The organism is Bacillus sp. AY2-1 (assembly GCF_008368965.1).
GTDB classification, from domain to species: Bacteria; Bacillota; Bacilli; order Bacillales; family Bacillaceae_G; genus Bacillus_A; species Bacillus_A thuringiensis_S.
In genome coordinates, this window is sequence record NZ_QPEL01000061.1 from 64,245 (window position 1) to 71,368 (window position 7,124).

Consider the following 7,124-nt stretch of genomic DNA (forward strand, 5'->3'; position numbering starts at 1 on the left):
GGTTTTCCTTTTTTATATTAACTGTCCATCTCGAAGCATCAATATACGATCACATACATCAAGCATTCTTTCATCATGTGTAATCATAATTGCTGCTTTTTTGCTCTCTTTCACTTCACGTTTCATCATTTCTACAACTTCACGTGCACGTTTTGAGTCTAAGCTTGCCGTTGGCTCATCCGCTAATATTAAATCTGGGTTGTTCATGAACGCACGAGCGATTGCTACCCTTTGTTTTTCCCCGCCAGATAGTTGATTTGGATAATGATTCTTTCTTTCTCCTAATCCAAATGCCGCTAATAAATGATCTGCACGCTTTTCCGATTCTTGTTTACTTTCTTTTTTCAGCTTTGCAATGTAAAGCAATTGTTCTTTCACATTTAAATATGGAACAAGATTTGCAAACTGGAAAATGAAGCCGATTTTTTTCAAACGAATGTCTGTCATTTCCTTTTCTGATAACTGTGTAATATTTTGCTCACGAATGTAAATATCCCCTTTTGATGGTGATAATAATGCACCCGCGATTGATAATAACGTACTTTTCCCTGATCCAGAAGGACCGACGATTCCGATAAATTCTCCGGCTTTCACATCAAGCGATATCGGATGAAGGGCTGTTACTTCCGTATTCCCTTCTCCGTACACTTTACTTACTTTGTCTAATTTTAATAATGAAGTCATTACATCCCGCCTCCAATTGCCTCTAGCGCATCAACTTTTAATACTTGGTATAACGAAATAAGTGTTCCTAAAATACTAATTACGATAAAGATTGCTGCATATTGTGCAATCATCGGTGTTGTTAATAAGAACGGCATACCTGCTGGTAAAATTTGTTCTAACCCTTGTACAAGAACGATACTGATTACCATCGCAACGACTGATAAGAATAACGCCTGCACGACTAAGCTATTTGCTAAATACGAGTTCTTTGTACCGATTGCTTTTAATACACCTAATTGCTGTGTTTTTTGCAGTGTAATGACGTAGAAGAATACACCAATTAGTAATGCAGCGATAACAAGTAAGAATGCAATGATCATTGTTAATGTTCCTTGCTCTTCTTTAAACCCTGGAATACTTTGCAGCACTTCTTTTTTGTCAATTACGTGTGCATTTTTTACTTCTTTATCTGTATTAAGTGCGATTGCACTATAATCTTTTTGGTTTGGTTGTGAAATAGCGCCCCATACGTCTTCATTTACATAAACGACTGGTGTATGGCTAAACATTTGATCTTTCGTAAATCCGACGATTGTAAATTCTTTCTTTGAAACAGGATCGATAATTGTATCCCCAATATCGATTCCTTTTTCTTTAATTGATTCATCAGCAACCATTTCATTATTTGCTGTACCTAATTTCTCACCTTTTACAATGTTCGGTTCTAAAAATGAATCACGTTCACTTGAAAAAATAGCGATATCAACCTTTTTCGAACTATCTTTCTTTTCATACGTTGAAACTTTCACCCGAAATGGAACTGCCTCTTTCTCGTCCACTTGATTTACTACGTTATCTACATCGTCTTTCTTAATTTGTGAACGAAGTAATTTATTTTCCGCATCATCTGCTAAAACGAACTTATTTGCCTCCATATTTTGAATCGATGAAGCATTATCATATGATAATCCATTTGCTAATCCTGAAATAACAAGAACTAAAAATGATAATAAAACCATGATAAGTCCGATTAATCCGTATCTTAATTTTGATTGTTTCAATTCACGCAGAGCTAAAAACATTATGCTCGCTCCTTCCTCTTTCTTTCTATGCACTTATCATAAAAAAGAAATATGAACGGAATATGAACAGAAGATTACAGAGGGTAAGATTTAATTTTCAGAAAGTATTGAAAATATTTGAAATCCTTGATACAATTCAGTCAAATAATCTTGACCGAGTAATTTCATTTAAGGAGTTGATTATTTTGAAGCCCGTATTAACACTAACTACTTATAGCCAACTAAAAGCATTAAGCGATCCACTACGTGCCGAAATGATGATACGTCTATGCGAACGTCCTTATACTGGACAATTACTATCTGAGAAATTCGGCATTTCAAGGGCGAAAATTCATTATCATTTAAAAGAATTAGAAAAGAATGGTCTTATAGAGATCGTTTATACAGAAGAAAAGAATGGGATTATTCAAAAGTTTTATCAATCTGTCGCGAAAGGCTTCACCCCTGCTACAGATCTATTACCTCATTTAGAAATATTAAGTAAATCAGGTCGCCAAATCTTTTTACAAATGATAGAAAGAACGAAAAGCCAAATTCTCGCTGCACCAGAAGAAGCTTTTACATTACGAAAAGAAAGAGAAGATCCTGCTGATTGGAATTACGTTTCATCTTGCTGGGAGTTTGATGCTACGCCAGAACAATTTCAAGTGTGGGTGAAAAAGTTTCATCAATTGATGGCTGAATTAAACGAAATTACAAAAGGTGCAGATAAAGATCCGAATAGTAAACCTTATTATATTTCTACTACTGCACTTCAAATCGCTGAGAGAACAATGCAGCAATTTATTAAAGAAGAAGAAAAATCGTAATACGATTTTTTTTACTGAGACGGTCAAATTTATTTTACCGAATAAATTTATTATAAAGGAGTAGATAAAGTGGACATATTAAAAAACCGGAATTTCCTCTTATTATTTTTAGGGAGAATTTTTACAAACATAGGAGATAGTTTGTATTATGTAGCCGCGATGTGGCTCGTATATAAGCTAAGTGGTAATCCTTTTTATTCTGGATTAGCTGGTTTTCTTACATTATTACCTTCTGCACTTCAATTTCTTACTGGTCCATTCGTTGATAGATGGTCCATTAAAAACACCCTCGTCATCACACAAGTTCTGCAATGCATTCTTATTTTAATCATTCCTATTACACACTACTTCGATCTATTAACAGTCCAACTACTACTCATCATTATGCCAATCGTAGCCTTTATCGAACAATTCGCCTATCCCGCACAATCGAAAGCTTTACCACTTCTACTGCATAAAACACAATTATTAAAAGGAAACTCACTCTTCTCATTTGCGTATCAAGGCATTGACTTAATTTGTACGACTCTTTCTGGCATATTAGTAGCACTACTTGGTGCCATTACTTTATATGTGGTCGACTCCTTAACATTTGCGATTACTGCCCTTTTGTTCTTTTCATTGAAAATGCCAAAGCAAACCGAAACGGGCACATCACTTTCAACAAAACAATATTTCTCAGATTTAAAAGAAGGTTTTTCAATTGTCTTCCGTTCCTTAATGGGCGTATTCTTAATCGGTTCAGTTGTCGCTAATTTCTCAATCGGTATGACGATGGCGATACTCCCTTCTTTCGCTGATTCCTTAGGCGGGGTGAAATTATACGGTTTCTTTTTAGCCGCTATATCCGCCGGTAGTTTAATTGGAGCACTATTCAGTTCATGGGTTGGTAAACATAGTGTTGGCCGTCTCTCCATTATTAGCTTTGCGACTAGCGCTTTCTTTTGGTTTCTCTCTACGATTGTACCGTTTCAATGGTTATCTATTCTCTTATTTGGCTTAGCTTGGATACCAATTGGGGCGACCAACATATTATTTGCGACAATTGGTCAAATTGTAATTCCAAACCAGTATCTTGGGCGCATCAATTCAGTTACACGAAGTATGGGCACAATTGCTATGCCGTTCGGTTCTTTAATTGGCGGATACACTGCTAATGTATATAGTAGCCAACTTATTTTCGCGCTCGCTAGCATCGGAATTTTATTCATTTCTCTCGTATGGCTACTCCATCCGAAATTACGGGCTTTGCCGAAAGCTGATGAAATTACAGCGGATACTTTTGAGCTTCAGTTTAAGGAAGAACGGGTGAAAGATACTGCTTTGTAACAGAAATACAGTACGTGAAATTTATATCAGCGATTTTTCAAATATATCAGCGCAAATAGAATTATATCGGCGATTTTCAAAATATATCGGCGCAACTCAAATTATATCAGCGATTTTCCGATTATATCGACTTACCGACATAAAACGACAAAAAAGAGGCCGTTCCGAAACAGCCTCTTTCATCTATTTAGGAAGCTCCACCCGAACAGTAGTCCCTTCCCCTTTCGTGCTATACACTGAAACGTCTCCGTTATGCAGTTCCACAATCTTCTGCACAATCGATAATCCTAAACCACTACCTTCTACGTTTCTCGCTCTTGCCGTATCTACTTTGTAAAAACGATCAAATATACGGTCCATCTCTTCTTTTTCCATACCAATTCCGTTATCAGATATAGAGATAATGACACTAGACTCTAACTCTTCGACGAAAAACTCAATCGTCCCACCATCGTTTGAAAACTTAATGCTATTGGTGAAAATGTTACTCCATACTTGATGAAGTAAGTTTTCATCACCTTTTATAGTGATATCTGGCACATCAAATTCAACGGCGATATCTTTTTCCCGCCATTTCCACTCAAGCATAAAAATGACGTCTTTAATTTGCTTCTGTAGATTGAATTCTCTTATTTGTAGAACCTTTTCCTCTTTATCTAATGAAGCGAGCGTAAGTAACTGTTTACATAAACTAGACATTCGCTTACTTTCACCCTCAATAATTTGTAAGTAATGATTTCTTTCTTCCTCACTCCTCTTTTCTGTTTGCAACGTCTTTGAAAAACCTTGTATGGAAGAAAGTGGCGACTGAAATTCATGTGAAACGTTCGAAACGAATTCTTGTCTCATTTCATCTAGTTCTTTAATACTCTTCGTCATCTTTTGGAAGCTTGTAGATAACGTTCCTATTTCATCTTTTCGTTTTACGTCTAATTCAATTTCATATTCCCCACTCGCAATTTTTTGCGTAGCCTTCGTAAATTTACGAATGGGACGAACGATATAACCTGCTGCAATCGCTATAAAAATAATACTTAGTAAAACGATAAACCCAAGTAATACCGCTAAGAAAATTCGCATCTCGCCAAATTGTTGCTGAATGTCAGGGCGAATGAATAAAGCGTACTGTTTATCACCGTGTTTTACCGGGACACCGACGCTATTAATTAATTCATTATCGAAAAATCCTGTAATGAAAAGGCGCGTTGGATAAGTAGAAACACCATTAAATGTCTCCCCCTGCAATACTTTATGAACGGTATCATCACTTATTGTCGTCTTACGAAATGCATTTCCGATACGCTTTCCATTCTTTTGATCATCGACAATATAAATTTCATATCCTAGCTTCGCAATAGACCGTAAGTATGCCTCTTGATTTTCTTCACTTTGCTTTTCATATAACGATTTTACTTCTTCAGCATACTTTAAAATCTTTTCACTATTATACGGTTTTAACTTCACTTGATAATATACGTTCGTTAATAAAAAGCCTATAATACTACTAAGTAGCATAATGCCGACCGTCATAAATACAAATCTAGAATATAGTGATTTCATCTTATTTCAGCTCCAACTTATACCCGAGGCCGCGCACCGTTGTAATTTGAAAATCATCCGTTCGTTTTGAAAAACGATCTCTTAATCGCTTTACATGAACGTCAACCGTTCGTTCATCCCCTTCAAAATCCATTCCCCATACTAATTCAATTAATTCTTCCCTTGAAAATGTTCTTCCAGGATAACTAGCCAGTTGCGATAACAATTCAAATTCCTTCAGTGGAAGCAAAATCGTTTGTCCGTTACACTTCACTTCAAAGCCTTTTCGGTCAATTGTTGTACCGTGCAACGTAATAATATCAGCACTCAGCATTTGATAACGACGAAGTAATGCTTTCATACGGAAAATGACTTCAGCTGGCTCAAATGGTTTTACGATATAATCGTCTGTACCAGAAATGAATCCTTTTTCTTTATCCACTAACTGGTCTTTCGCAGTTAATAAAATAACAGGAATATCATGATACTTACGAATTTCTTCACATAACGTATAACCATCAACAAACGGCATCATAATGTCTACAATCGCAAGATGAATATTTTCCTTCTCTAATACTTCTTGCGCTATCTTTCCATCTTCAGCCTCAAAAACTTTAAACCCCTCTTTTTGTAAATGATAATGCAATAACTCTCTAATATGTTTATCATCATCAGCTAATAAAATATGTATCATCTTCATTAAACCCTCTCTCGTTCATCCTTCTACATCCTTACCTTAAGAAACAATTGGATTTTTTGCAAGAAAAAGAAAAACAGAATTTATAAGTTCTTGGTGGATTGAAGAAGGTTTCAAAAACAGTCAGTCTTCAAATGTATAAGTAATTTAAAGAAAAGGATTCCTTAGAAGATACTTTTGTTATCATTATGGTCAGCTGCTTTATTTTTCTTATAACTTGATGACGTACTCTGGTGTACGAATAAGTGATCTATTACTTTTTTAGTAAGTGGTATAAAGAAATTCAGTAATAACCCACCTAAACAAACAGTTAATATAGTTCCAACACCAATTGGTCCATGTAAAATCGTTGCCATTATTAAGAATATAAGGTAAATAAATGTTCGTGCTATAAAAATATTCGTTCTAGTTAATTCTTGTATGATTAAAGTTAATCGGTCAATTGGAATGGGAGCAAAATTTGTTTGTAAATATATTGCAGTTCCTAATCCTGTAATAACTAATCCGATTCCAAAATAAATCATTTTACTGTACCATATTTCAGGTGTAATTAAATCGCGTAATAAAAATAGCCACACATCAATACCAATACCCGTTATGAATGCTGTTAACAACCCTAGTACCTCTGGTCTTTGTCTTTTTAATTTCGAATTACAACATATTAATAATAAAGCTATTATTATTTCCCAGCTTCCCACAGTAAGCCCCACATTTAAAGAAAGTCCTACTAAAAGTGCATCAAAAGGTGAAGTGCCAAAATCTGATTGTATTGTGACAGAAATACCAAGGGTTAATATTAAAATTCCTAATACATAAAAAACATACTTCATTTTAATCAACCTCTTCATCGTCATTTTTGTTGCATTTACAATAAAAACATTTTATATTAAATGTAACTTCAAATTGTTGCATTTGCAATAAAAACAAAAGATAAGGAGTTCATTATGAAAGAAATTCTTCGTGAAATTGGCATGATTGCAAGAGCATTAGATTCTATTAGTA

General features: G+C 35.0%; 7 protein-coding genes. 2 read left to right on the plus strand and 5 right to left on the minus strand.

What is annotated here, in order from left to right; genetic code table 11:
* Positions 1-12 precede the first annotated feature (12 nt).
* Both DN403_RS15450 and DN403_RS15455 read right to left on the minus strand, forming a co-directional pair.
* On the minus strand, positions 13-684 hold the full coding sequence (locus DN403_RS15450) for an ABC transporter ATP-binding protein (protein ID WP_149185563.1): 672 nt from the start codon (positions 682-684) through the stop codon (positions 13-15).
* Complete coding sequence (locus DN403_RS15455; protein WP_000477741.1) at positions 684-1,748, minus strand: ABC transporter permease; 1,065 nt, start codon at positions 1,746-1,748, stop codon at positions 684-686. Before DN403_RS15455 ends, DN403_RS15450 begins: the two co-directional genes overlap by 1 nt.
* A gap of 185 nt (positions 1,749-1,933) precedes the next feature.
* On the opposite strand from DN403_RS15455, the gene DN403_RS15460 reads away from it, so the two are divergent.
* The gene (locus DN403_RS15460; RefSeq protein ID WP_149185564.1) at positions 1,934-2,557 is read left to right on the plus strand and encodes an ArsR/SmtB family transcription factor; all 624 of its coding nucleotides are present in this window, start codon (positions 1,934-1,936) and stop codon (positions 2,555-2,557) included.
* A gap of 69 nt (positions 2,558-2,626) precedes the next feature.
* Positions 2,627-3,886 (plus strand): MFS transporter, encoded by a 1,260-nt coding sequence (locus DN403_RS15465; protein ID WP_149185565.1) that lies wholly within the window; start codon positions 2,627-2,629, stop codon positions 3,884-3,886.
* A 183-nt stretch (positions 3,887-4,069) separates the two neighbouring features.
* On the opposite strand, the gene DN403_RS15470 is transcribed toward DN403_RS15465, so the two are convergent.
* The 3 genes from DN403_RS15470 to DN403_RS15480 all read right to left on the minus strand — a co-directional run bounded on the left by DN403_RS15470 (position 4,070) and on the right by DN403_RS15480 (position 6,952).
* A complete protein-coding gene (locus DN403_RS15470) occupies positions 4,070-5,446 on the minus strand; it encodes a sensor histidine kinase (RefSeq protein WP_149185566.1) in 1,377 nt (458 codons plus the stop codon).
* 1 nt (position 5,447) lies between these two features.
* Positions 5,448-6,125 (minus strand): response regulator transcription factor, encoded by a 678-nt coding sequence (locus DN403_RS15475; protein WP_000781960.1) that lies wholly within the window; start codon positions 6,123-6,125, stop codon positions 5,448-5,450.
* A 161-nt stretch (positions 6,126-6,286) separates the two neighbouring features.
* Positions 6,287-6,952: a YczE/YyaS/YitT family protein gene (locus DN403_RS15480; protein WP_000878285.1), complete on the minus strand. Its 666-nt coding sequence runs from the start codon at positions 6,950-6,952 to the stop codon at positions 6,287-6,289.
* Positions 6,953-7,124 lie beyond the last annotated feature (172 nt).